General features: G+C 66.9%; 19 protein-coding genes. 12 read left to right on the top strand and 7 right to left on the bottom strand.

What is annotated here, in order from left to right; all coding sequences use genetic code 11:
- Positions 1-198: 198 nt before the first annotated feature.
- The 4 genes from trpS to H7347_RS05025 all read left to right on the top strand — a co-directional run bounded on the left by trpS (position 199) and on the right by H7347_RS05025 (position 5,184).
- Positions 199-1,224 carry a tryptophan--tRNA ligase gene (trpS, locus tag H7347_RS05040; protein WP_152821909.1) on the top strand — a complete coding sequence of 342 codons (1,026 nt, stop codon included), beginning with the start codon at positions 199-201 and terminating at the stop codon, positions 1,222-1,224.
- 98 nt (positions 1,225-1,322) lie between these two features.
- On the top strand, positions 1,323-2,393 hold the full coding sequence (locus tag H7347_RS05035; protein ID WP_186337268.1) for a YhjD/YihY/BrkB family envelope integrity protein: 1,071 nt from the start codon (positions 1,323-1,325) through the stop codon (positions 2,391-2,393).
- Positions 2,394-2,881: 488 nt separating this feature from the next.
- The gene (locus H7347_RS05030) at positions 2,882-3,586 is read left to right on the top strand and encodes an ATP-binding cassette domain-containing protein (RefSeq protein WP_152821906.1); all 705 of its coding nucleotides are present in this window, start codon (positions 2,882-2,884) and stop codon (positions 3,584-3,586) included.
- Positions 3,583-5,184, top strand: coding sequence for a hypothetical protein (locus H7347_RS05025; RefSeq protein ID WP_152821904.1), 1,602 nt, complete (start codon positions 3,583-3,585; stop codon positions 5,182-5,184). The genes H7347_RS05030 and H7347_RS05025 overlap by 4 nt, the downstream gene beginning before the upstream one ends.
- Here H7347_RS05025 and H7347_RS05020 read toward each other — a convergent pair.
- Genes H7347_RS05020 through H7347_RS05005 form a run of 4 tightly spaced genes read right to left on the bottom strand, consistent with a single transcriptional unit; the run spans position 5,150 to position 8,923 of the window.
- Positions 5,150-6,424: a serine hydrolase gene (locus H7347_RS05020; RefSeq protein WP_152821902.1), complete on the bottom strand. Its 1,275-nt coding sequence runs from the start codon at positions 6,422-6,424 to the stop codon at positions 5,150-5,152. The genes H7347_RS05025 and H7347_RS05020 overlap by 35 nt on opposite strands.
- A 60-nt stretch (positions 6,425-6,484) precedes the next feature.
- Entirely contained in the window at positions 6,485-7,714 is a 1,230-nt protein-coding gene (locus H7347_RS05015; protein WP_152821900.1) for a hypothetical protein, read from the bottom strand.
- A 22-nt stretch (positions 7,715-7,736) separates the two neighbouring features.
- Positions 7,737-8,633: a C40 family peptidase gene (locus tag H7347_RS05010; protein WP_152821898.1), complete on the bottom strand. Its 897-nt coding sequence runs from the start codon at positions 8,631-8,633 to the stop codon at positions 7,737-7,739.
- Positions 8,630-8,923: a hypothetical protein gene (locus H7347_RS05005; protein WP_152821896.1), complete on the bottom strand. Its 294-nt coding sequence runs from the start codon at positions 8,921-8,923 to the stop codon at positions 8,630-8,632. The genes H7347_RS05010 and H7347_RS05005 overlap by 4 nt, the downstream gene beginning before the upstream one ends.
- 78 nt (positions 8,924-9,001) lie before the next feature.
- Between H7347_RS05005 and upp the strand changes: the two genes are divergently transcribed.
- From upp to H7347_RS04970, 7 genes are all read left to right on the top strand, one after another.
- Positions 9,002-9,637, top strand: coding sequence for a uracil phosphoribosyltransferase (upp, locus tag H7347_RS05000; RefSeq protein WP_152821894.1), 636 nt, complete (start codon positions 9,002-9,004; stop codon positions 9,635-9,637).
- 155 nt (positions 9,638-9,792) lie between these two features.
- Positions 9,793-10,188: a helix-turn-helix domain-containing protein gene (locus H7347_RS04995; RefSeq protein ID WP_152821892.1), complete on the top strand. Its 396-nt coding sequence runs from the start codon at positions 9,793-9,795 to the stop codon at positions 10,186-10,188.
- Positions 10,189-10,284: 96 nt separating this feature from the next.
- Complete coding sequence (locus tag H7347_RS04990) at positions 10,285-11,481, top strand: amidohydrolase (protein ID WP_186337267.1); 1,197 nt, start codon at positions 10,285-10,287, stop codon at positions 11,479-11,481.
- Between the two features lie 99 nt (positions 11,482-11,580).
- Positions 11,581-12,990, top strand: a complete 1,410-nt coding sequence (locus H7347_RS04985) for an NAD(P)H-quinone dehydrogenase (protein WP_152821890.1) — start codon at positions 11,581-11,583, stop codon at positions 12,988-12,990.
- A gap of 119 nt (positions 12,991-13,109) precedes the next feature.
- Positions 13,110-16,523 carry a pyruvate carboxylase gene (locus tag H7347_RS04980; protein WP_186337266.1) on the top strand — a complete coding sequence of 1,138 codons (3,414 nt, stop codon included), beginning with the start codon at positions 13,110-13,112 and terminating at the stop codon, positions 16,521-16,523.
- Between the two features lie 74 nt (positions 16,524-16,597).
- Positions 16,598-16,885 carry a helix-turn-helix domain-containing protein gene (locus H7347_RS04975; protein ID WP_152821888.1) on the top strand — a complete coding sequence of 96 codons (288 nt, stop codon included), beginning with the start codon at positions 16,598-16,600 and terminating at the stop codon, positions 16,883-16,885.
- A complete protein-coding gene (locus H7347_RS04970) occupies positions 16,885-18,111 on the top strand; it encodes a type II toxin-antitoxin system HipA family toxin (protein ID WP_152821886.1) in 1,227 nt (408 codons plus the stop codon). Before H7347_RS04975 ends, H7347_RS04970 begins: the two co-directional genes overlap by 1 nt.
- Here H7347_RS04970 and H7347_RS04965 read toward each other — a convergent pair.
- Together H7347_RS04965 and H7347_RS04960 are read right to left on the bottom strand one after the other, a co-directional pair.
- Positions 18,108-19,868: a biotin carboxylase N-terminal domain-containing protein gene (locus tag H7347_RS04965; RefSeq protein WP_186337265.1), complete on the bottom strand. Its 1,761-nt coding sequence runs from the start codon at positions 19,866-19,868 to the stop codon at positions 18,108-18,110. The two genes, H7347_RS04970 and H7347_RS04965, sit on opposite strands and share 4 nt — an antisense overlap.
- A 193-nt stretch (positions 19,869-20,061) precedes the next feature.
- The gene (locus H7347_RS04960; protein ID WP_152822163.1) at positions 20,062-20,949 is read right to left on the bottom strand and encodes a sulfurtransferase; all 888 of its coding nucleotides are present in this window, start codon (positions 20,947-20,949) and stop codon (positions 20,062-20,064) included.
- 275 nt (positions 20,950-21,224) lie between these two features.
- Here H7347_RS04960 and H7347_RS04955 point away from each other — a divergent pair, with 275 nt between their 5' ends.
- Positions 21,225-22,280 (top strand): Cj0069 family protein, encoded by a 1,056-nt coding sequence (locus tag H7347_RS04955; RefSeq protein ID WP_186337264.1) that lies wholly within the window; start codon positions 21,225-21,227, stop codon positions 22,278-22,280.
- On the opposite strand, the gene H7347_RS04950 is transcribed toward H7347_RS04955, so the two are convergent.
- Positions 22,277-22,687 (bottom strand): DUF3151 domain-containing protein, encoded by a 411-nt coding sequence (locus H7347_RS04950; RefSeq protein ID WP_152821884.1) that lies wholly within the window; start codon positions 22,685-22,687, stop codon positions 22,277-22,279. The two genes, H7347_RS04955 and H7347_RS04950, sit on opposite strands and share 4 nt — an antisense overlap.
- Positions 22,688-22,695: the final 8 nt, after the last annotated feature.

Here is a 22,695-nt window from a genome sequence, read left to right as displayed (position 1 = left end):
CGCTCTGGGAATGGGGGACGAACAAGCGGATGTCTTTGTGTAATGACAGGCGTGGAAACTACCGAGAAGTGGCGGCTGTTAGCGCATCACGTGGGTGGGGTCTGCAATAGTACGCGGTGGGATGGTCTGATCAGAGCCGTGAGGAGGCAATGAACCCGTGCGCTCCGGCCTCCGGATCAGCCTCTAGACTGATAAGGCATGAGCCACGAGCACAGCGACACCCCCCAGCGCGTCCTATCCGGCATCCAGCCCACCGCCGACTCCTACCACCTGGGTAATTACCTGGGGGCGCTGAAGCAGTGGATCGACCTCCAGGACGGCTACGACGCCTTCTACTTCATCCCGGACCTCCACGCCATCACCGTGGAGCAGGACCCGATGCAGCTGCGCGCCCGCACCCTGGCCGGGGCCGCGCAGCTGCTGGCCCTGGGCATCGACCCGGACAAGTCCACGCTCTTCGTGCAGTCCCAGGTACCCGCGCACGCGGAGCTGACCTGGGTGCTCACCTGCCTCACCGGCTTCGGTGAGGCCTCGCGCATGACCCAGTTCAAGGACAAGTCCGCCAAGCGCGGGGCCGAACGCACCTCGGCGGGCCTCTTCGCCTACCCCATGCTCATGGCCGCCGACATTCTCCTCTACCGCCCGCACCTGGTGCCGGTGGGGGAGGACCAGCGCCAACACCTAGAACTAACCCGCAACCTCGCGGAGCGCTTCAACCACCGCTACGGCCCCACCTTCGTAGTGCCGGAGGGCTTCATCCCCGAGGGCTCCGCCAAGATCTACGACCTCCAGGACCCCACCGCCAAGATGTCCAAGTCCGGCGCCAACCCCAAGGGGCTGGTGAACCTCCTGGACGACCCCAAGACCTCCGCCAAACGCATCCGCTCCGCCGTGACGGATAACGACGGCGTGATCGCCTACGACCGGGAGAACAAGCCCGGCATCTCCAACCTCCTGGGCATCCAGTCCGCGCTCACCGGCACCCCCATCGCGGAGCTGGTGGCCGGCTACGAGGGCAAGGGCTACGGCGCGCTCAAGGTGGACACCGCCGAGGCGCTGGAGGCGTTTACCGCCCCGCTGCGCGCGCGCTACGAGGAGTTCATGAGCGACCGCGCCGAGCTGGAAAATATCCTGGCTCGGGGCGCGCAGCGCGCCTCCGAGGAGGCCGCCCCCCTGCTCGCGGAGGTCTACGACAAGATCGGCTTCCTGCCGCCGCGCCCCTGACACATGCGCCCCGGCGCTGCGGCATGGTTTACAGTGGCTCCGTGGGTCGCGCACGTGCTCACCCAACGCCCCAACCGCCTACGAGAGGAGCCCGCACCGTGGCCACCGTTACCAGCGCCGACAAGCGCGATACCGATGAATACGGCATCGAACGCATCCGTACCGACGAGCCGGGAATGATCGATAAGCTGCGCGCCCGGTGGGGCTGGTTCGATCACATCATGCTCATGCAGGAGCGGTATGCCATGATGGGCGGCAATCAATACTCCGCGGGCATCACGTATTTCTCCGTGCTGGCGATGTTTCCCATCCTCATGCTCAGCGTGGCGATTGCCGCCGCGGTGCTGGCGGCCAACCCCGATCAGTTGACCCGCCTGCAAGACCAGATCGCCGGGAACCTCGACGGCCAGATGGGCGACATGGTCAATGACATCCTGGACACCGCCATCGCGCAGCGCGGCGCAGTGGCCGGAGTCGGCGCGGTGACCGCCCTGTGGTCCGGGCTGGGGTGGATGAACAACCTGCGCTACGGCGTGTCCAAGATGTGGCGGCTTGACCCCACGGACGGGAACTTCGCCGTGAAGAAGGCCCTCGACCTGGTGGGCCTGCTGGGGCTTCTGCTTTCCTTCGCTGTGGCCTTCGGCGTGACCGCCGTGGGCTCCTCCGGGATCACAGCCAGGCTGCTCGATCGCGTCGGCCTCGACGACGCCCCCGGCATGCAGTACGTGGTCATGGGCGTGGCTATCCTCCTGGGCCTGCTGGCGAACTTCCTGGTCATGGCCTGGATGATCATCTTCCTGCCGCGCACGCACGTGCCGCGGCGCTCGGGCTTGAGGGCCGCCGCCATCGGAGCGGTGGCCTTCGAGCTCATCAAACAGCTGGGATCGCTCTTTGCCTCCAACGCGCTGAGCAACCCCGCCGGTGCCACCTTCGGCCCCATCATCGGCCTCATGGTGCTGATGTACCTGATCTGGCGCGTGGTGCTCTACGTCTCCGCCTGGGCGGCTACCACCGCGGAATCCCTGGCGCAGACCCCCGTTCCGGCCCCGGAGCCGGCGGTGATTCGGGTGCGCAACGAGGTGCGCGAGGAGAGCTTCTCGCCCCGGACGCTGGGGGCGGGCGCGGCCCTGGGGGCCACCGCCGCCTGGCTGCTGCGCCGCCGCAGGTAGCGCGTGCGGGTATGCGATGTTCCCTCTACCCCTTTTTTTGGGGGTAGAGGGAACATTTTTCTTTGCTTCCTATTGTGGCGACCCCTTCTAGGGTATAGCCTTACCTTTGTCACGATTTCGCGAGCTTACAATGGCTTAATAGCCGTGGAGGGTAAGGTGAAGATGAAGAAAAAGATAACCGTCCTTTTTTCTGTTTTTCGATTTCATTGGCGCTGGTTCCCGGCGTTGCACATGCCGTTCCTTCGGGATGCTACGCCACCAGGAGCGGGGATATTGTGGTGGGAACGTGCCCGCATGGCGCGGGGCAATTCCGCATCAAGGTTAATTGTAAGCACGCTCCGGATCGTAACTCCCCGTGGACGAATCCCGGTATAATGGCGGCCGGGAAATGCACTGTAGGGTCCCCACACGGTTGGTCCTTTGAAGTGAGATAATTCCCGTGAGGGCCTGGTTGCGTCTGCACCAGGCCCCTTATTTTTGGTGGAAGCATGAATCTTTCTGTGACATCCGTGCAGGTGCGCTACGGCGCGCGCCGCGCGGTCGATGGCGTGACGTGGAACCTGGGGCGGGGCATTCACGCCCTGCTCGGCCCCAACGGGGCGGGCAAGTCCTCCCTGATCTCCGCGATAGCCACCCTGAAGAAACCGTCGGCGGGCACCATTCGCCTTGGCGAGTACAGCGGCGAACAGCTGCGCGGCCACGTGGGATACCTGCCCCAGGACAACCTGGGGCGCTCCCGCATGACGGTGCGGGAACACTTCGCCTACATGTGCTGGCTTCGAACGATCGAGGGGCAGGCCGCGCGGCAAGAGATCGCGCGCCTGCTCGCCCTGACGGGCTTGGAGGATCGCGCGGACGCGCGGATCGCCTCCCTCTCCGGCGGCATGAGGCGGCGCGTGGGCATAGGCTCCGCCTGCACCGGCAGGCCCCCGCTGCTGCTCGACGAACCCTCCGCAGGCCTGGACGTGGAGCAGCGCGCCGCGCTGCGCGGTATCATCAGGCAGGCCGCGGGTCACGGGGTAGTGGTGATCTCCACGCACATCCTCGAAGACGTGATTGGATTGGCCGATACCGTGGCCGTCATGGTCGAGGGGGCGCTGAAGTATCACGGCTCGTGGGAGGATTTTGCTGGACAGCCGGAGATCGAGGCGGTGCGGCGCGCATACCTGGAGATCGCGGGAGGCCGGGGATGAAATACTGGCTCCGCGCCCGCGGCGTATGGCCCGCGGTGGCTGTAGCGGTGCTGGCCTCGCAGGCGTTATCCTTAGCGAGCCTGGCCACCTTGCGCTCCGGAGGCGACTCCGACATCCTCGCGCTGTGGATAGCGGCGCTTATCGCCCTGCCCCTTGGCTTCGTATTCGTCAGCGAGACGCACTGGGAAAAGCTCTCCCCGCGCCCGGTGCGTCGGCAGCGCCTCATCCTCCTGATCGCGGCCGTGGTGCTTGCCGCGATCCTGGCGGTGCTGAGTTTTCCCACCCGAGTGACCGACTTCGGGGTGATCGCCGTGCTGCGCGATTGCATCGGCCTGTGGGGCATCGGCCTGTGGGGCATCGGGCTGCTGGGCGCCTGCCTGTGGCGGCGGGCGGCGATCTGGGTCCTGCCGCTGGCGGCGGTGCTGTGCTCCATGATGTTTGCCTGGCCGCTTCGCCCCTCCTCGTGGCAGAGTATGTGGGGCGCATTCCGCGCGCCGGGCACCACCGTGATGTACGGCGGAGCCTGGGATCTTAGCGTGCCCACCTGCCTTTGCTTGGGGCTGGCGGGGGCCTGGGCGTACCTCAACGATGTACATCCGCGCGGCGCGGGCGGCGGGGTGTCTTTTCCGCGCGGGGCGTTGCCGCGTTTCCGCGCCGCCGGCGGGCCGCTTCGGGCCTCCTTCGCACCTCTGTTGGCCGGGGTGGTGCTCGTGCACCTGGTGTGGGCCTTCCTCGCCAGCCTGGGGCGGTGGGGCGGCAGCCCCAGGATCTTCCTGGGAGAGGAATATCCTCTCCTGATGTTTCAATACCTGCCTATCGCGGCGGCGGTGGGTGTGATCGTCGGGCAGTGGCGATGGCGCTCCGGCGTGGTGGAATGGCAGCGCCTCTCCACCCGGCACCCCGCAGTGGTGATGGCGCGCAGCTGCGCCATCGCGGTATCCGTGGTGATCGTGCCGCATGTGTTGGTGCTCATCGCCTGCGCGGGCAGCGCGTCTTTCTCCGTGCCCCGCGGCGTGGTGGGCCGGGAGCTGGTGGCCTACCTGCCCCATTCTCTCGCAGCCCTCGGCCTTGCGGCGGCGGTGGCGGGCGCGGGGGCCGCGCTGGGGGTTCGATTGCGCCAGGCGTGGTGGGCACCGCTCCTTTTCATCGCGGTCTTTGCCGCCGCGATCCCCGTGCGCCTGATCACCCAGGACAACATCGACCGTGCCCAGGAGCGGGAATATGGCCTAAGCGAATGCGCGAACGCGGGCGGGGTGGAGATCTGCGCCGCAGCCCCCAACGCCGAGTACCTTCCCGCCGCAGTCCGCACCATCTCCGCTATCTATGGCCGTGCCGCGGATCCCGCCACCCTGCCGCAGCGCTTTGCCCTTCTTAATACCGTCTACGGGGATACCGCGCAGATGCCCGCGGATCGCTTGAGCCTGTCCCTCGATGGGCAGCGCGGCCTACGGCCCCCGGACGCGCTCGGGGAGTACGAGGCGATCGAGAGCATCGTGGTCAGCTCGTGGTCGGTGTGTCCCGGCCGGGGCGACGAGCTGCGCGAGGCGCTCTATGGCCAGCCGGTCAGCGTCTCCTGCGAGCCCGCACGCTCAGAATGACCCCGAGCGTAGCCGCCAGCAGCACGCCGCCGGCGACGATGAGCCCCAGGCGGACGTCGTTGTTTCTCGACGGCGCCGCGGTCGAGGACTCCGGGCCGGTGGGCGCCGGGCTGGGTTCGGTGGTGGCTGCGCCGGGCCGAGGGGGCTGCTCGTCGAGGGAACCGATAGCGGCCCCACGCGGCACCGCGTAGGCGGCGTGGAGGAACCGCTGGGCCTGTTCCCAGGGGCGACCCCGATCGATAGTCGTATCCAGGAGCACGGCGGCCAGGCGGCGGCCGCCTCGGTCCATCGCGCCCACGAAGGTGTGGTTGGCGTCGTCGGTATAGCCGGTCTTGCCGCCGATGCCGTCGGGATCGTTGAGGAAGAGGCCGTTATCGTTCCACACCTCGTAGCCGGGGTGCTCATCGTAGCCGGGCAGGTTCCAAAACTCCGTGTCCACGATGGCGGCAAAGGCGGGGTTGCGCCATGCGTAGCGGTACATCGCGGCGAGGTCGGTGACCGAGGTCATCTGCCCGGCGGTATCGAGTCCGGTGACCGACCCCACGTGGGTATCCGTGGCCCCGATCTGGGCGGCCAGCTCGTTGACCTTGCGCAGCGCCACGGCCTCCCCGCCGAGCGCCTCCGCGAGGGCCTGGGCGGCGTCGTTGCCGGAGGCCAGCAGGAGGCCGTGCAGGAGGTCCTCCGTGGTATAGCGCCCCGTGGTGCCGATCCCCACCGCCGAGCCCTCCATGCCCGCGGCGCGCTCGCTGACGGGGATCACCGCATGATAATCCAGGTCGCGCAGCGCCACCAGGGACAGCAGGACCTTGATGACGCTGGCCGGGCGGTAGCGCCCGTGGGGGTCCTTCTGGGCCACAACCTCCCCGGAATCGAGGTCAAAGACGATCCACGCGCTGGCCGTCTGCTCCGGGGGAACCCGGTAGCCGGGCGCGGCGGTGATCCCGCAGGAGCCGCGGTAGGTCACCGGGGGCGGCGTGGGGGCTGCACGGCCGGGAGCCAGGGCCTCCGAGGTGGTCACGGGATCGCCGGGGTGCAGCGCGTGCGGGCAGCTCGTGGTATCCGGGGCCTCCGTGCGGGCGGGGGTGCCGTCCGTGGCGGGATCCCCCGGGGCCGCGATCCCGGGGGCCGCCGGGATCGGTAGCGTGGCGGCCTGCACCGAGGCGGGGCTAAGCGCACCGCAGTGCAGCGGCAGCAGCACGCAGGCGGCGGCGAGGGTGCGATGAGAGCTAAGAGGTAGCATCGGGGTCTATGTTAGACGGCCCGCATCGTGGTTTCGGGCATAGCCACGGCGTGGGGTGCCCTACGACCGAGAGAAGCGCGTGACCAGCATGCGCTCCATCTCCTTCCAGTCGTTGGAGTGCTGGGTGAAGGGGGCGGAGGGCACGTAGCCGGCGGTCTCGGCGGAGCCGAGCATGTAGGAGATGTAGTCCTGCATGCGCGGGTGGGCCAGGAAGAAGGAGTTGAGGGAGTCGTCGTCGGCCCAGTCGGCGGCGTCGGCCAGCAGCTCGTAGCAGCGGGCCATCTGGGCGGTATCCACGGCGTCCACGCTCTTGGCGATGGCCTGTTCCATGCCGTTGAAGGAGTACACGTTATCCGCGTGCACGGTGACCTCCAGCTCCCCGGCATTGGCGGCGGAGAGAACGTCCTCCCAGGTAGACAACGCGGCAAGGTCGTGGGCGTCGTGGGAGAGCAGCCAGCGCACCAACGCCTTGCGGTTATTAAAGGTAAAGATCTCCCCGTAGCGCCCCAGGAACACCGGGGTGCCGCGCACGTACGTGCGTAGCGTGTAAAGGGTGCTGCCGTCGATGGACACCTTGATCGGGTCAATGCCGGCGGCGGCCCACACGGTGGAGTCGTAGGGGTCGGCGGCCTCCGCGGCCTCCCGGGCTTGTTCCTCTTCCTGGCGGCGGCGCTCCTCGGCGGCGGTGATCGCTGCCGCCAGGCGCTCCTCGGCGCTGTCTACTTCGGTCTTTTCCGGGCGCACCACCTCAAAGATGCCATCGAGATCGGCCACCACCTGCTGCCAGTTGTGGAGAACCACGCGCCCCACGCCGGACCACTCCTGCTCGCCGTGCTCGCCGCGATAGTGATCGATGCCGCGCTCGAGGTTGTTCAGGATGGAATGGGAGGCAAAGAAACTCAGCGCCGCCTGCGCGCTACCGACCTCGGCGAGGGCGCGCGCCATGCGGATCGTGGCGGCCACGCAGGCAACGTGATCGTAGGAGGGGCGCTCAGCCAAAACGGCGGGCAGGCCGATGATGTCAAAGTGCTCGCGCTCGGCGGGCTCCACGCGATCCTCCGGTCGTGCGGCAAAGTCCTGCCAGCGCGGGTGATCGCGCAGGTCGTGTTGTTCGCCCGAGTCTAAGAACGCCAGCATGGCGGCGGCGGACTCGAAGAAATAGAGCTTCTCCCCGGCGCCGAGGAAGCCCTGCCACTTAGCGCCGTGCTCGCGCCATTCGGGGGCCCACAAGGTGTAATAATCGCCCTCGGTGAGGGACAGCTTCACGGGGAGGATGGCTCTCATGCTCATGGCGGGGATTCTACCCGAGTGTCTAGCCGGTGGGACGGTAGAACCCCTTAAAGGTCATGCCCATGTTTGAGGTGCGCACCGGGTTTTCCTGTACCGGATCGCCGGCCTCGATGAGCATGCCGTTGCCCGAGTACATGGCCACGTGTCCGTCCCACACCGCGAGGTCACCGGGCTGCAATTCCTCCGGCGAGACCGGCCTGCCCACCGCCTGATCCTGGGCCAGGCGGGGCAGTTCCACGCCGGCCTGCCGCCAGGCCCACTGGGTGAGCCCGGAGCAATCGAAGCCCTGTGGACTGGTGCCGCCCCAGGCATAGGGGCTGCCCAGGGCGCTGCGGGCGGCCGCCACCGCCCGGGCTCCCGCCTGTGGGTCGCCCGGCTCGGTATCGTGGCGGTGTTCCTCTGCCTCCGGCTTGTGCTCCTCGCCATCCCCGGAATCCGGCCCGGTGGACAGCGGAGCACGGGCGGGTACCTCGTCTCGGTGTTCGGGCAGGTGTACGGCCGCTTGGTCCAACTCCGATTCCAGCTGTGCGCTGCGGTGCTGCGCTTGCGCCAGGGCCTGCTCCCCCCACAGGCGGAGATGGGCCTGGAGCGCGGGCCAGGCGAGGGGGCCGGTGGCCCCCTGCGCTGCGGTGTGGGCGGCGGCCTGGCGGAAGCGCCCCAGGAGGTCGAGGGCGATGCGTTCCATGTCCCGCCGTGCCGCGTGAATCAGGCCATTGGCGGTGTCGGTGACGGCGAGAACCCGCGTGCGATCCTCCGCGAGCCGTGCCGCGTGATCGACCAGGGGGAGGGGATCGGGGCGGAAGTATCGCCCCAGGCGGTCTGCGGCTCGGACGTCGGGGACTTCGCGCAGCGGTGGCGCAGCGATGGGAACGGGGGCGAGGCGGGCGAGGGCCAGGAGGTAGGAATGCAGGGACATCATGGCCGGGGCGCGTCCGGGTGGTCAAGGTGTGCGGCGAGGCGGGAATCGGTCTGTTCGATGCAGGCCACGGTGTGCAAGGAATCCTCCGCGAGGCGTTGACCCAGGGAAACAAGGCTGTCGTGACGCTCGTGGAGCGCGGCTACGCTGAGCCGTAGGCGCTGATGAAAGGCCTCGGTGGCCGGGGAGTCGTCTGGTTGCGGCAGGGGAGGCCGTGGGCTGGGGGCACAGGCCCGGGCCAAATCCGCGGCCAGGAGGCGGGCATGGGAGCAGTCAAGGTGAAGATCGGTCATGTGTTCTTGGACTGCGCGCACCGACCTTCCGGTTCCCGCACCGGGGAAGTCACGGCTCAGCCGCTTAGGATGGGGTTCATGGATATTACCGTGATCGATCACCCGCTTGCCGCCTCCCGCCTAACCATCATGCGCGATCGACGCAGCGATAACGCGGTCTTCCGCGCGGCCCTGGTGGATCTGGGGGCCATGCTCATCTACGAGGCCTCCCGGCATCTACCGGTGGAGCACTGCGATATCGAAACCCCGGTGGCCATCGCGCGCGGTACCCGGCTGGAAAAGCCGCCGATCATCGTCCCGGTGATCCGCGCGGGACTGGGCATGATCGATCCGGCGTTGTCGATGATCCCTGATGCCCAGGTGGGGTTCATCGGCCTGGCTCGCGATGAACAGACCCACCGGCCCGTTCCCTACCTGGAGGCTCTCCCCGGGGATCTCAGCGGCCAGCCGGTCTTCGTGGTCGATCCCATGCTGGCCACGGGCGGCTCGCTGCTGCATGCCCTGCGCCTGCTCACGCAGCGTGGTGCTACGGATATCACGGCAATATGCATGGTTTCTTCCCAGGCGGGGGTGGATGCCCTCGCCGATTCGGGGCTGCCGGTGCGATTGGTCACGGCGACGATCGACCCGGGCCTGAACGAGGATGCCTACATCGTGCCCGGCCTGGGGGATGCGGGCGATCGCCTCTATGGGCCGCGCAATATCGAATTCTGAGTGTGGGCCGGGCGCCGTCGGCGCGTGCGAGAGCGGAGATTGGCGAAGGCGCCTGTGTCCGAGCGGCTGGTTCCGGTGCGCGGTGGTGAGGTAAAAGGGAGATTGCACACTGTAGTTGGCGGACTATTCCCGATGTAGTGGGCAGGGTAGTCGCTATGAGTAGCGATCAGAACTGGGTTCAGTGGGCGAGTTACGGCCACGCCCTGGCCTGCAATCTCAAGGAGTTGCGGATCATGCGCGGACTCAGTCAGCAGGATTTGTCTGATCTCGCGGGGATAAGCCGCAACCAGGTGAGCAACCTGGAGCGCAATGAGAACACCAGCGCCAAGTCCTCCGATCCGGTACTGTCCACCGTGTACAAATTAGCCCGCGCCCTGCAAGTGCCGCCCGCCGTACTCCTGCCCGGCGTGGAACACGCCGTGGACGTCATCTGCCATCCGCGGCAGGGAATCGAGATCAGCTTCGAATGGCCCGTCGCCGAGGAGGACACGGTGGCCTTTCAACCCCGAGCGCTGGTGAGGTCGCGGTGGTGGGAGCCAGGCAGGGCGTAGGTCTCCACCGGGGACAAAGAGTCGGGTTCCCGCGCCGGGGGCTACTATGACGGACAGGCATTTTTGTCGCGGATCGTCAGGAGGCTGGAGATACCCGTGCGCATTGCGGATCACGTGAATACATGGCTGGCCGCTCACCGCAGCGAGGCGGTGGGATGGCGTCGCCACCTGCATTCCCACCCCGAGGTCGCCCACCAGGAGCACGCCACCACGGCTTTCCTTGCGGAGGTGTTGCGCGATCACGGCCTGCACCCCCGTCTTTTGCCGGGCACCGGCCTGACCGTGGACATCGGCCTCGAGGATCCCCAGTGCCCCCGCCTGGCGTTCCGGGCGGACATCGACGCCCTCCACGTGGCGGAGGCTACTAACCTGCCCTTTTCCTCCACCCGCCCCGGCATCTCCCACGCCTGCGGCCACGACGTGCACACCACCATCGCCCTGGCCCTGGCCTGTGCGCTGGCCGACTTTTCCGCCGAGGAGGGGCATATCCCGCCGGTACGCGTGATCTTTCAACCCGCCGAGGAGGTTCTCTCCGGCGGGGCCTCCGAAGTGATCGAGGCGGGCGCGCTGGAGGGGGTGGGTTCCATCTATGCCCTGCACGTGGAACCCAAGCTCCCGGTGGGCAAGGTGGGGCTGCGCAATGGGGCGATTACCTCTGCCACGGATTTGTTGACCATCGACGTCTCCGGGCCGGGCGGGCATAGCTCGCGCCCGCACCTTTCCGCCGATGTGGTCTATGCCCTGGGCAAGCTTGCCACGGATCTGCCCGGTCTGCTCTCCCGCCGGGTAGATCCGCGCACCGGGACCGTCTTGGTCTTCGGCTCCATCGCCGCCGGGGACGCGGCCAACGCGATACCGCAGTCCGGGCGGATCAGCGGCACGCTGCGCACGGCGGACATGGGTGTATGGCATGGGGCGGAGACCCTTGTCAAGGAGCTGGTGGCCCAGGTGCTGGCCCCCACCGGCTGCACGCATCGCCTGGACTACCTGCGCGGCGTGCCCCCAGTGTTGAACGATGCCGCCGCCACGGCGATCCTGGCGGAGGGGGCCAAGGCTCTGGGGAAGGACCCGGTGGTGGAGGCCCCGCAATCCTCGGGTGGCGAAGATTTTTCCTGGTATCTCCAGGAGGTGCCGGGATCGATGGCGCGCCTGGGATGCTGGTCGGGTCAGGGCGAACCTCAGGATTTGCATCAGGGAGATCTGCGGGTGGACGAGCGCGCGCTGGATATGGGGGTGCGCTTGTTTGCGTCTGTGGTCGAGCAGCACGCGCGAGAACGGGCGGGGCGGCGATAAGCGTCGGCGGCCCGGCGCCCGGGCTCGCGGGTACCCCCGTGGGTTAGACTTGCAGGCGCACTGCACCTGTGAAATACCCGAGTACTTTGGAGGTTCCCTTTGTCCAAACGCATCGTGATCATCGGCGGCGGCCCGGCGGGCTACGAGGCCGCCCTGGCGGGAGCGAAGTACGGCGCGGAGATCACGCTGGTGGAAGGCGACGGGCCTGGTGGCTCGGCGGTGATCCACGACTGCGTGCCCTCCAAATCCTTCATTGCCGGCGCCAACATTAAGACGGATCTGCGCCGCGCCGATGCGATGGGCCTGGGCAAGGACGTCACGGAGGCGCTGCTCGATGTGGACGCGCTGAACAAGCGCGTGCGCTCCCTGGCGGCCGATCAATCCGGGGATATTCGCGCCCAGCTCGGCCGCATCGGCGTGCGGGTGATCGACGGCACCGCACGCTTTGACGATTACAAGCCCAAGCAGACCACTCATTACATCAAGGTCACGCACAGCGCCGACGGCGCCGAGGAAATCCTGGAGTGCGACCTCGTTTTGCTGGCCACGGGCGCGCGCCCGCGCGTGTTACCCGGGGCCCGCCCGGATGGGGAGCGCATCTTTACCTGGCAGCAGATCTACGACCTGGAGGCATTGCCCGAGCACCTGATCGTGGTGGGCTCCGGTGTGACCGGCGCGGAGTTCGTCTCCGCCTTTGCCGAACTCGGCGTCCAGGTGACGATGGTGGCCTCCCGCGACCGCATCCTGCCGCACGACGACGCCGATGCCGCCGACGTGCTGGAGACCGTGCTGGCCGAGCGGGGCGTGAAGCTGGTCAAGCACGCGCGCGTGGACGAGGTGGTCAATACCGGCTCTGGCGTGGTGGTGCGCACCGCCGACGGCCGTGAGATCGAGGGCTCCCACGCCCTGATGACGGTGGGCTCGGTGCCCAGCACTAAGGACTTGGGCCTGGAGGGGGTGGGCGTGGAGGTCACCCCCTCCGGCCACATTCACGTGGATCGGGTCTCGCGCACCAACGTGGCGGGCGTGTATGCCGCGGGCGACTGCACCGATCTTTTCCCCTTGGCCTCGGTGGCCGCCATGCAGGGGCGCATCGCCATGTATCACGCCCTGGGGGAGGGGGTGTCCCCGCTGCGCCTCAAGACGGTGGCCACGGCCGTGTTTACCCGCCCGGAGATCGCCTCGGTGGGGGTGACTCAGCACCAGATCGAATCCGGTGAGGTCCGCGCGCGCAGCATCACGCTGCCCCTGCAAACCAATCCGCGGGCCAAGATGCGCTCGCTGCGTCACGGTTTTGTCAAGCTCTTTTGTCGCGAGCATTCCGGCATCATCATCGGCGGCGCGATCGTGGCCCCTACCGCCTCCGAGCTGATCCTGCCCATTTCCGTGGCGGTGAACAACAGCCTCACGGTCAATTCCCTGGCGGATTCCTTTGCCGTGTATCCCTCGTTGTCTGGTTCCATCACGGAGGCGGCGCGCCGCCTGGTTTCCCACGACGACCTCGGCTAATCACCCGCCCCGTGGATCGCCACGGCGACCCACGCTGGACACGGGGTGGCTATGGTGGTGAGTTACACTGCTGTGAGTCTCGTAGCACCACTCACATTCCGCGAGGAAGGAATACCACCGTGGTAGCACCATCGAACCTACCCACCTTTGCCAAGATTCTCGTGGCCAACCGAGGCGAAATCGCCGTCCGTGCTTTCCGCGCCGCCTACGAGGTGGGGGCGGAGACGGTGGCGGTGTACCCTGCGGAGGATCGTAATTCGTTTCACCGCTCCTTCGCCTCCGAGGCGGTGCGCATCGGGGCCGAGGATTCCCCGGTCAAGGCCTATCTGAACATCGATGAGGTCATCCGGGCGGCGAAAAAGACGGGGGCCGATGCCGTCTACCCCGGCTACGGATTTCTCTCGGAAAACGCCACCCTGGCTCGCCGGTGCGCGGACAACGGGCTGACCTTCATCGGTCCGTCCCCGGAGGTACTCGACCTCACCGGAGATAAGGCCGCCGCGGTGGAGGCGGCCCGCCGGGCGGGCCTGCCTATCTTGGATGATTCGGAACCCTCCGCGGACATCGATGCCCTGGTGGAGATGGCCAGGGGGCGCGAGTTTCCCCTCTTCGTCAAGGCCGTGGCCGGCGGTGGCGGGCGCGGCATGCGCTTCGTGGGATCCCCGGAGGAGCTGCCGGCCCTGGCGGTAGAGGCCTCCCGCGCGGCCTCCGCGGCCTTCGGCGATGGTCGCGTCTACCTGGAGCGCGCGGTGGTCAACCCGCAGCACATCGAGGTGCAGGTCCTGGGCGATGCCGAGGGCAACGTGATCCACCTCTACGAGCGCGACTGCTCCTTGCAGCGCCGCCACCAGAAGGTGGTGGAGATCGCCCCCGCCCAGCATCTGAGCCCGGAGTTGCGGGAGCGGATCTGTGCCGATGCGGTGGCTTTTGCCGAACACATCGGATACCAGGGGGCAGGCACCGTGGAGTTCCTGGTGGACGACCAGGGCAAGCACGTCTTCATTGAGATGAATCCCAGGATCCAGGTGGAGCACACCGTGACCGAGGAGGTCACCCAGGTGGATCTGGTCAAGACTCAGCTGCGCTTGGCCGCCGGGGCCACCCTGGCGGACCTCGGCCTGAGTCAGGAGGCGATCACCCTCCACGGTGCGGCCCTGCAATGCCGTATCACCACGGAGGACCCCGCCAACGGCTTCCGGCCCGATACCGGCACGATCACCGCCTATCGCAGCCCCGGCGGGGCGGGGGTGCGCCTGGACGGTGCGGCCATGCTGGGCGGCGAGATCACCCCGAACTTCGACTCCATGCTGGTCAAGATGACCTGCCGAGGCTCGGACTTTGCCACCGCCGTGGCCCGCGCCCAACGTGCCCTGGCCGAGTTCACCGTCTCGGGCGTGGCCACCAACATCGGCTTCCTGCGCGCCCTGCTGCGCGAGGAGGACTTCCAGCGCGAGCGCATTTCCACCTCCTTCATCGCGGATCACCCCTGGTTGCTGCAGGCCCCGCCCGCTGACGATGAGCCCTCCCGCATCCTGGATTATCTGGCCGACGTGACCGTCAATAAGCCGCACGGCCCGCGCCCCACCTCCCTGCACCCGCCAAAGAAGCTGCCCGCTGTGTCGGATGAGCCACTCCAGCGCGGTTCCCGCGACGAGCTTCGTCACCTGGGCCCACGCCGCTTCGCGGAGAAGCTGCGTGCCCAGGATGCGCTGGCGGTCACGGACACCACCTTCCGCGACGCCCACCAGTCGCTGCTGGCCACGCGCGTGCGCAGTTCCGCGCTCGTGCCCGCCGCCAGGGCCGTCGCGCGGCTGACCCCGCGGCTGCTGTCGGTGGAGGCCTGGGGTGGGGCCACCTACGACGTCGCCATGCGCTTCCTCCACGAGGATCCTTGGGCCCGCCTGGACTCGCTGCGCGAGGCCATGCCGAACGTGAACATCCAAATGCTGCTGCGGGGGCGCAACGCGGTGGGGTACATGCCCTACCCGGACTCCGTGTGCCGCTCCTTCGTCCGGGAGGCCGCCTCCTCCGGCGTGGATATTTTCCGCATCTTCGATGCCCTCAACGACGTCAGTCAGATGCGCCTGGCCATCGACGCCGTGCTGGAGACCAACACCGCCGTGGCGGAGGTGGCGATGGCCTATTCCGGCGACCTCAGCAACCCCGCCGAGAACCTGTACACCCTGGACTACTACCTGCGCCTGGCCGAGCAGATCGTGGACTCCGGGGCGCACATCCTGGCGATCAAGGACATGGCCGGATTGCTGCGCCCCCCGGCGGCAAAGAAGCTGGTGGGCGCGCTGCGCAAGGAATTTGATCTGCCCGTGCACGTGCACACGCATGACACCGCGGGCGGGCAGCTCGCCACCTACCTCGCCGCCGTGGAGGCCGGGGCGGACGCCGTGGACGGCGCCTCGGCGCCCATGTCCGGCACCACCTCGCAGCCCTCGCTCTCGGCCATCGTGGCCGCCTTTGCCCATACCGACCGCGATACCGGCCTGAGCCTCGAGGCGGTGGGGAACATGGAGCCCTACTGGGAGGCCGTGCGTGCCCTCTATGCCCCCTTCGAATCCGGCATCCCCGGACCCACGGGGCGGGTCTACCACCACGAGATCCCCGGCGGTCAGCTCTCCAACCTGCGCACCCAGGCCACCGCGCTGGGGCTGGGCGACTGCTTCGAGTTGATCGAGGATACCTACGCGGACGTCAGTGCCCTGCTTGGGCGGCCCACCAAGGTCACCCCCTCCTCCAAGGTAGTGGGCGACCTCGCGCTCTCCCTGGTGGGAGCAGGCGTGACGGCCGCGGAGTTTGCCGCCGATCCGCGCGCCTACGATATCCCCGATTCCGTGCTTGCCTTCCTTCGCGGCGAACTGGGCACCCCACCCGGGGGATGGCCGGAGGAGCTGCGTGATAAGGCTCTGGCCGGGCGCGCGCCGGGGCGCGGTCAGCGCACCGAGATCCCCGCCGAGCAGCAGGAACGATTGGAATCTCAAGATCGTTTGGAGCGCCGCGCGGCCTTGGACGCGTTGATGTTTCCCACGCCGGCCGCCGAGTTGGCGGAGCATCGCCGCCGCTTCGGGGACGTCTCCGAGCTGGGCGACCGCGAGTTTTTCTATGGTCTCGTGGAGGGGGAGGAGGTCTCCATCTCCTTGCCGGGCTCCGCGCGCAATATGCTCGTGCGCCTTGACGCCGTGGGCGAGCCCGACGACAAGGGGCTGCGCTCCGTGGTGGCCACGGTCAATGGGCAGGTGCGCCCCATGCGGGTGCGGGATCGCTCCGTGGAGTCCGTGACGGCCTCGGCGGAAAAGGCCGATCCCTCGGCGCCCGGCCAGGTGGCCGCGCCGTTTTCCGGGGTGGTGACGGTCAACGTGGCCCAGGGCGATGAGGTCAGCGCAGGCGACCCCGTGGCGGTGATCGAGGCGATGAAGATGGAGGCCACCATCTCCGCCACCATCGACGGCGTGGTCTCCCGGGTGGTGCTCTCTCAGCCCGCCAAGGTGGAGGGCGGCGACCTGATCGTCGAGATCGGTTAGATCGACTATGGCGAGCGGCATCGTCCTTATGGAACAAAGTGACGATGCTGATCGCCATAGGTAGGGTAGGGGGCATGGTGGGATACCGGATCGATCGTCAGCTCACGGAGTTGGGAGAGTACGTGCGCGGCTGGCGCATGGTGCTGGGGCTGACCGCCCAGCAGGTCTCCGAACGCGCGGGCATTACCCGCGATACCCTGCGCAAGATCGAGCGGGGCAACCCGACCGTCCAGTTCGCCAGCGTCGCCCAGGTGCTGCGCGCCCTGGGGCTGCTCGATCGGGTAGTGGACACTGTGGACCCGCTCAACAGCGACATCGGCCGACTGCGGGCGGGTCGGTTGGACAAGAAGCGGGCGCGGTGATGACGGTGGGTGACGCGATCGATATTTTCTTCGGTGAGAAGCAATTAGTGGGACAAGCGCATTTTATTAGGCAGCGCCAGAGAGTCTCGACGACCTTTCTCTACGATCCTTCCTACTTGGCGGGTGGAGGAATGAATATCGATCCTTCGTTGCTGTTGGTCGCCGGTGCGCAGTATCAAGACGGTCTTCTGGGAGCTTTCAGTGATAGCGCTCCCGATCGTTGGGGGCGCAACCTTATTACCAAGGCGGAGCGGGCACGGGCGCGAGAAAAGGGTCGGGTGCCGCGCCGCCTTGACGATGTGGATTTCCTGTTAGGGGTGAGCGATAATACCCGGCAGGGGGCCTTGCGTTTTCGTCGGCAAGGAGAGGATCGCTTTCTTGGTGAACCCTCCCAGGTGCCCAAGCTTATTTCGCTGCCCGCTTTATTGCGTGCCAGTGATGATGTGGTGGCCGATGGGGAGGGTACCGTAGCGATCAAACACCTTCTGGATACCGGCACCACGGGTCTGGGTGGGGCCCGGCCTAAGGCCTCGGTACGGTTGGATGACGGCGCCCTGGCAATAGCAAAGTTTCCGCATGCCGGAGATCGCTGGGATGTGATGGCGTGGGAGGCGACGATGCTGGATCTTCTGTGTGCCGCAGGCATTCAGGTTCCTGAGCATCGTTTGGTGAGTATCTCCCGGCGCAGCGTCTTATTGGTGCGCCGGTTCGATAGGTGTGCGGCGGGGAAGCGGCGCGGTTATATCAGTGCCATGACTGCCACAGGTTCGCGCGATGGAGAGCGACTCGATTACCTGGATCTTGTGGAAGTAATACGAGATATATCCATTTCTCCCAAAAAAGATCATCGGGAGTTGTACAATCGCGTGATTGCTGGCGTGGCGTTGGGAAATACTGATGATCATCTGCGTAATCATGGTTTCTTGGCCGCGGGAAATTCTTGGGAATTGAGCCCGGCCTTTGACGTCAATCCGCATCCTGATCTCTATAAAACCCGTGCTACCTCTATTATGGGGGCGGATGTTTTTCCGGAGGAAGTGGAGGGATTGCGGGCCCTGGCGCAGGAATGCGGAATGGCGCAGGACGAGGCCCGTGAGCGGAGGCGGCGTCTGCATGCAGTTTTTTCTTCCTGGCGGGAATACGCGCGGCGTAACAGGATTGTCGAGAGTGAGATTACGCTGATGGAGGAGTCGATAGCGCCGCGCCTTGCTTCTCTCCAGCGTTAGCCCTCCACAATCTCCAGCATCTGCTCGCCCTTGGTCACGCCGTGCCCGGCGGCCACGGTCAGCCCCGTGACCACGCCGGACTTGTGGGCCTTCACCGGGTTTTCCATCTTCATGGCCTCCAGGATCACCACGATCTCCCCCTCGGAGACCGTCTGGCCTTCCTCCACCTCGACCTTGATGACGGTGCCCTGCATGGGGGCCGCCACGGCGTCGCCGGAGACGGCCGCCGTGGCTCCCTTGTTGCGGCGGCGCTTCGTGCGCTTCTTAGCGCCGCCCAAGCTAAAATTTGCGGGGAGCGCGACCTCCACGCGGCGGCCGTCGATCTCCACGGTCATGCGGTTGCGGGGAGTGGGCTCGGCGGGATCGGCGGCCTCCGCGTCGTCGAAGGGCTCTACCGTGTTGTCCCAAGCCTCCTCGATCCACTTGGTGTACACAGCGAAACCCGTGCCGGTGCCGATGAACGCCGGGTCCTCCACGATGGCGCGGTGGAAGGGGAGCACGGTGGGAATGCCCTCCACGGTGAACTCCGCCAGGGCGCGGCGTGCTCGGGCCAGGGCCTGCTCCCGGTTCTGCCCGTGGACGATGAGCTTGGCGAGCATGGAGTCGAACTGCCCGCCGATCACGCTGCCCTCTCGGACGCCGGAGTCCACGCGCACGCCGGGTCCCCCGGCTTCCCGGTAGCGGGTGATGGTGCCGGGGGCGGGCATGAAGTTGGCTCCGGCGTCCTCGCCGTTGATGCGGAATTCGAAGGCGTGCCCCTGGGGGGCGGGATCCTCGGTGAGGCTCAGCCGCTCGCCCGCGGCGATGCGGAATTGCTCCCGCACGAGATCGATGCCGGTGGTCATCTCCGTGACCGGATGCTCCACCTGAAGGCGGGTATTGACCTCCAGGAAAGAAATCAGCCCATCCGATCCCACCAAGTATTCCACGGTACCCGCGCCGTAGTACCCGGCCTCCTTGCAGATGGCCTTGGCGGAGGAATGGATGGCGTAGCGTTGCTCGTCACTGAGGTAGGGGGCCGGGGCCTCCTCCACGAGCTTTTGGAAGCGGCGTTGCAGGGTGCAGTCGCGGGTGCCCACCACCACCACGTTGCCGTGCTGGTCTGCGAGCACCTGGGCTTCCACGTGCCGTGCCTTGTCGAGGTAGCGCTCCACGAAGCACTCGCCCCGGCCGAAAGCGGAGACGGCCTCGCGGGTGGCGGAGTCGTAGAGGTCGGCCACCTCGTCTGCCGTATAGGCGACCTTCATGCCACGCCCGCCCCCGCCGAAGGCGGCCTTGATGGCGATGGGAAGCCCGTGCTCCTCGGCGAAGGCCAGAACTTCCTCCGGCCCGGAAACCGGGTCCTTGGTGCCGGGGGCCATGGGGGCTCCGGCGCGCACGGCGATGTGCCGGGCGGTGACCTTATCGCCCAGCGCCGCGATGGCCTCGGGGGAGGGGCCCACCCAGGTCAGCCCGGCGTCGATGACGGCCTGGGCGAAGTCCGCGTTCTCGGAGAGGAAGCCGTAGCCGGGGTGTATGGTATCGGCGCCGGCCTTGTGGGCGGCATCGATGATCTTGGGGATGTTGAGGTAACTCTCCGCGGAGGTCTGCCCATCCAGGGCGAAGGCTTCGTCGGCCAGTTCGACAAAGGGGGCGTCGGCGTCGGACTCGGCGTAGACCGCCACGGTGGAGTAGCCGGCCTCGCGGGCCCCGCGGATGATGCGCACCGCGATCTCGCCACGGTTGGCCACGAGCACCTTGGATATTTCTCCTGCCACTTGGGTCTCAGCCTCCTGATGAGCGGTTGGTGGGGTACATCGACGCGCGGACGCGCGGCGTTTCGTCCCCGTGTTTTGGGCAGGAAAAATCGCCGCGCGATGCGCGAGCACAGAAAAACATGCTACACACCTGACGGCGGCGATACGAGGAGGAAAAGGGGGAGGGTACGAAAGGACCGCTGTCGATAATGCCTTAGGATTCCCCGCCGATGGTGATGGGCATGCGGATCATGTTGCCCCATTCGGCCCAGGAGCCGTCGTAGTTGCGCACGTTCTGGAATCCCAGCAGGTACGTGAGCACGAACCACGTGTGCGCGGAACGATCGCCCAGGTGGCTGTAGACGATGGTGGGGGTGGCGGGATCGAGGGAATGGTATTGGCGTTCCAGCTCCGCGCGGCTGCGGAAGTTGTTATTGGGGTAGATGGCGCTCTCCCAGGCGATGTTGATGGCCGTGGGGATATGGCCCGCACGCAGCGCGGATTTCTCGGTCTGGTGTTGGGCGGGAAGCCGGCGGATCTCCCCGGTGTAGTGGTCGATGCCACGGACGTCGATCAGCGTGGTCTTGGTGGTGCAGGCGGCGCCGAGGACCTCGTCGACGAAGGCGCGGCCGGCGGCGTCGTTGCGCTCCACCACCGGGTAGTCCGAGGGGGGATAGGCGGGAACGGTAAAGGACGTATCGCGTTCCTCGGCCATCCATGCGTCGCGTCCGCCGTCGAGCAGGCGCACGTCCTTGTGGCCGAAGAGTTCGAAGACCCAGAGCGTGTACGCGGCCCAGCCGTTGGACTTATCGCCGTAGATCACCACGGTGTCGTCGCGGGAGATGCCCTTGCTGCGCATGAGGGCGGCAAAGCTGGCGCCGTCGATAAAATCCCTGGTGATGGGGTCGTTGAGGTCGTGTTGCCAATCGATGCGCACCGCGGTGGGGATGTGCCCGATGTCGTAGAGGAGGGAGTCCTCATCTGACTCCACGATCCGTAGTCCCGGAAGGCCGATGCGCGCGGAGAGCCAGGAGGCGGAGACCACGCGCTCGGGGTGAGCGTAATCCTGGAAGGAGGGGTGGGGGTCGGCGGGGACGGGCATGAGTTCCTCTTCTTTCTGGTGGCGCCGGGGCGGCATGGACGCGGTGGCACTAACGGAATACACAATCATAGTATCCGCACCGAATCATCACCACCGGGCGCCTGTTGTGGTGTTCAATACATTTATTTCCGTCCGGGTGAGTTCGTCACCTCGCGGGCCTAAACTAGCGAGTGGGCCGGAAGACAACGGCCCGCCTCACCTGCGGCTGGCCACGATTGGGTTGGCCAACGGCGCCGGTGATGTTTCCCGTAGCGGCTCAGAAAGGGTTTCCCTCCGTGCACAAGGCAATTGTGGTTTTTGAGGTCGAAGGCGGCTCCGACAAGTACTTCGATGGGCACCGCAAGGACACCATGCCCATCATCGATGCGATCAGGAAGGCTGGGTGGCGCTCCGAGGTGGTTTACTTCCGCCCGGAGTGGGCCGAGGATCTCTTCGCCTATGTCTCCCAGAACTTCGACGCCTACATCTCTCGCGTGAACCCCGGCAACATCCCCGGCGGCGAGAAGGGATACTTTGACCTACTGACCAAGCTCTCCGAGGCCGGCCTGGTGGGCATGTCCACCCCGGAGGAGATGATGGCCTACGGCGCCAAGGACGCCCTGGTCAAGCTCAACGACACGGATCTGGTGCCCTCTGACACCGCTGCTTATTACGACGTCGAGGCCTTCCATCAGACCTTCCCGACCTCGCTGTCCTACGGCGAGCGCGTGCTCAAGCAAAACCGCGGCTCCACCGGTTCCGGCATCTGGCGCGTGCGCATCGCCGACGAGGCCGCGGCCGCCGCCGTCACCCCCGGCACCGCCCTTCCGCTGGACACGAAGCTCACGTGCACCGAGGCCGTGGACAACCACACCGAAGAGCGCGAGCTGGGCGAGTTCATGGACTTCTGCGAGCAGTACATCGTGGGCGACAACGGCATGCTGGTGGACATGCGCTTCATGCCGCGCATCGTGGAGGGCGAGATCCGCATCCTCCTGGTAGGGCCCGACCCCGTGTTCGTGGTGCACAAGAAGCCCGCGCAGGGCGGCGAGAACTTCTCCGCCACGCTCTTCTCCGGGGCCAAGTACACCTACGATTCCCCCGAGGCCTGGCAGGAGCTGGTGGATCTCTTTGCCTCCGTGCGCCCCGTGATCGCCGAGAAGCTCGGCGGGGATAACATCCCGCTGATCTGGACCGCAGATTTCATGCTCGATACCGCCGAGGACGGCAGCGACACCTACGTGTTGGGCGAGATCAATTGCTCCTGCGTGGGCTTTACCTCCGAGCTGGATATGGGCATCCAGGAAAAGGTGGCACGCGAGGCCATCTCCCGGGTCGAGGCCAGGGGCTAATCCAGCAGCTCGGACACGCAGCCGGGGTCGGCGTCGGAGAGCATCTGGCGGCAGCGGTCGTATTCGTTGGTCTCCCCGATGGCGCGGGCCGCCAGCGCTAGGGTGGCGATGGCGCGCAGCACCCCCCGGTTCGGCTCGTGGGAAAAGGGCACCGGGCCCCAGCCCTTCCAGCCGTGGGCACGCAGGCGATCGAGGCTGCGGTGGTATCCGGTGCGGGCAAGAGCGTAGGCCACCAGGCGATCCCGGTCATCCTCCGCCTGCGCGAGGGCTTCCTGCGCGCGTACCGCCCACACCAGGGGGCTATCGGGATGGGCCAGGGCCGTGGCGGTAGCACCGGGATCTGAGCCCTCGGCAGGATCCGCCGGCAGCGTGACCGGCGGGGGCGCGAGCATATCGGTCATCTTCATGCGTACCA

The sequence above is a fragment of the Corynebacterium sp. zg-331 genome, from assembly GCF_014267345.1.
Classification (GTDB): domain Bacteria; phylum Actinomycetota; class Actinomycetes; order Mycobacteriales; family Mycobacteriaceae; genus Corynebacterium.
Note: the sequence above shows the minus strand (reverse complement) of the source record. Positions and strands in the feature narration are given on the sequence as shown.

Bases quoted from the DNA above. Each gene is read 5' to 3' on its own strand.
- trpS (WP_152821909.1), top strand. From the start codon at position 199: ATGAGCCACGAGCACAGCGACACCCCCCAGCGCGTCCTATCCGGCATC.
- H7347_RS05030 (WP_152821906.1), top strand. From the start codon at position 2,882: ATGAATCTTTCTGTGACATCCGTGCAGGTGCGCTACGGCGCGCGCCGC.
- H7347_RS05025 (WP_152821904.1), top strand. From the start codon at position 3,583: ATGAAATACTGGCTCCGCGCCCGCGGCGTATGGCCCGCGGTGGCTGTA.
- H7347_RS05020 (WP_152821902.1), bottom strand. From the start codon at position 6,424: ATGCTACCTCTTAGCTCTCATCGCACCCTCGCCGCCGCCTGCGTGCTG.
- H7347_RS05015 (WP_152821900.1), bottom strand. From the start codon at position 7,714: ATGAGCATGAGAGCCATCCTCCCCGTGAAGCTGTCCCTCACCGAGGGC.
- H7347_RS05010 (WP_152821898.1), bottom strand. From the start codon at position 8,633: ATGATGTCCCTGCATTCCTACCTCCTGGCCCTCGCCCGCCTCGCCCCC.
- H7347_RS05005 (WP_152821896.1), bottom strand. From the start codon at position 8,923: ATGACCGATCTTCACCTTGACTGCTCCCATGCCCGCCTCCTGGCCGCG.
- upp (WP_152821894.1), top strand. From the start codon at position 9,002: ATGGATATTACCGTGATCGATCACCCGCTTGCCGCCTCCCGCCTAACC.
- H7347_RS04995 (WP_152821892.1), top strand. From the start codon at position 9,793: ATGAGTAGCGATCAGAACTGGGTTCAGTGGGCGAGTTACGGCCACGCC.
- H7347_RS04975 (WP_152821888.1), top strand. From the start codon at position 16,598: ATGGTGGGATACCGGATCGATCGTCAGCTCACGGAGTTGGGAGAGTAC.
- H7347_RS04970 (WP_152821886.1), top strand. From the start codon at position 16,885: ATGACGGTGGGTGACGCGATCGATATTTTCTTCGGTGAGAAGCAATTA.
- H7347_RS04960 (WP_152822163.1), bottom strand. From the start codon at position 20,949: ATGCCCGTCCCCGCCGACCCCCACCCCTCCTTCCAGGATTACGCTCAC.
- H7347_RS04950 (WP_152821884.1), bottom strand. From the start codon at position 22,687: ATGAAGATGACCGATATGCTCGCGCCCCCGCCGGTCACGCTGCCGGCG.